The sequence below is a fragment of the Paraburkholderia sp. SIMBA_053 genome (assembly GCF_046534895.1).
Taxonomy (GTDB): Bacteria; Pseudomonadota; Gammaproteobacteria; order Burkholderiales; family Burkholderiaceae; genus Paraburkholderia; species Paraburkholderia caledonica.
On sequence record NZ_JAWRXU010000038.1, the window covers coordinates 1 to 1,461 of the forward strand.

At 65.6% G+C, this 1,461-nt stretch carries 2 protein-coding genes and 1 pseudogene; all 3 read right to left on the bottom strand.

Features of this window, described 5'->3' with window-relative positions; all coding sequences use genetic code 11:
• Positions 1-196 precede the first annotated feature (196 nt).
• Positions 197-433, bottom strand: a complete 237-nt coding sequence (locus tag SB753_RS34345; protein WP_176133928.1) for a hypothetical protein — start codon at positions 431-433, stop codon at positions 197-199.
• Complete coding sequence (locus SB753_RS34350; protein WP_054927118.1) at positions 430-1,224, bottom strand: ExeA family protein; 795 nt, start codon at positions 1,222-1,224, stop codon at positions 430-432. Before SB753_RS34350 ends, SB753_RS34345 begins: the two co-directional genes overlap by 4 nt.
• A 2-nt stretch (positions 1,225-1,226) precedes the next feature.
• Positions 1,227-1,461: pseudogene (locus tag SB753_RS34355) on the bottom strand (integrase); the annotation flags it as partial.

Consider the following 1,461-nt stretch of genomic DNA (forward strand, 5'->3'; position numbering starts at 1 on the left):
GGTGTTACGTCGCGCGCAGAATGAGGAGCGGTATCTCGCGCTATTCGAGGTGAGACGATAAGCTCCGTCGCGGGATCGGTGAGGGGAAGGAGTTCCCTGGCGAACGCGCGATGCAGGTCAGGACCATGGATGCATCATCGCGGGATCGATGCATCACCCACCACGCAAACAGCCCCGGGCTCGCCGGGGCTGTGGCTCAGAACGGGTCATCGATGCGATGACGCGGTGGTGGCCTGCGCGGGGGCACGGACCACGGTTCGTAGTAGCGCCGGATCGGATCACGATACGCCGCGCTGAACCACAGGAACCATTCCGAGAGCAGGTGCTGGATCTGCGCGGCCGCCTCGTCGGAGAGTTCCGGCAGCGTTGGCGTGCGCGGTATGTCATCCGCTTGCCGATTTCGGGCTTTCGTGCGTCTGGATTGCCGGTTCATCGGAATTCCTCAATGGCCTGTTGCAGCAGTTCGTCGGGGATATGGTTCAGCGCTTTCGGTACGGCCAGCTGCATGGCGGTGCGCAGGATGCGGCCCGCCTGCCGTGGCAACCCTCGTGAGGCCTGTCGAAGCAGTTCAAGCCCGGAGTCGGACAGCAGCGTGTGCGTGCAGCCGGCGCTCTTGAGCGCGTGCGAGATCAGTTGTGCGAAGCGCTCACGCTCGATTACGGGTTTCAGTTGCACGCGCGCCTGGATGCGGCCGTAAAGCGCCGCATAGGGCGCACGCTCGAGCGTGGAGGCCAGCGAGGGATGGGCCGCGAGCCAGACGGTAAGCAGATCACGCGAGTCGAACGCGAAGTTCAGGAACGACGGGAAGTCGTGGAAGAACTCCGGCGGCAGGTTCTGCGCTTCGTCGATGATCCACACCGGCAGCATCTGCTTGCCTTCGACGAGTTCGCTGATGCGCTGCTTGAGATCGCGCCACAGGTCCGCCCGCCGGTAGCTGGGTTCCAGTCCGAGCGCGCGGGCAAGCGAGCGGTACAGGTCGATACGGCCGAACTCCGTTTCAGCCAGATAGATGACGTGGTAACGGTGCGGATTCAGGCCGCGCGTGATGTGGCGCAAGGCGGCGGTCTTGCCCACGCCGGGCTCGCCCGTCAGCAGACCGATGCCGGGGCTGGTGAGCAGCCACTGGAAACGCTCGGCCAGCGCGGCGAGCGCGCCGTCGTCCCACAGGTCCGTGCTGTCCTTGTCCAGCGGCGCGCGGCGCAGGCCGAAGTGCTGTCGGTACATGCTCAGCCCTCCTCGTGGTAGTGACGCTGGTGCACAAGCTCGAGCAGGTTCGGTCCCGGCGTCGTTGCGTGGGTAACAGTAACAGGCTCCGGCTGGGCTCTGCGCCGTCGTCGCGTGCTGTTCGCCACCACGTCGAGCGCGGTCGCGGCGCCCAGAGGCTCACCCGTCTGGCTTTCGATACGCACTACCGTGCCGGCATGCGGATCGACGACGAGCATCACGGTCTGTCCGGTGAGC

Bases quoted from the DNA above. Each gene is read 5' to 3' on its own strand.
- SB753_RS34345 (WP_176133928.1), bottom strand. From the start codon at position 433: ATGAACCGGCAATCCAGACGCACGAAAGCCCGAAATCGGCAAGCGGAT.
- SB753_RS34350 (WP_054927118.1), bottom strand. From the start codon at position 1,224: ATGTACCGACAGCACTTCGGCCTGCGCCGCGCGCCGCTGGACAAGGAC.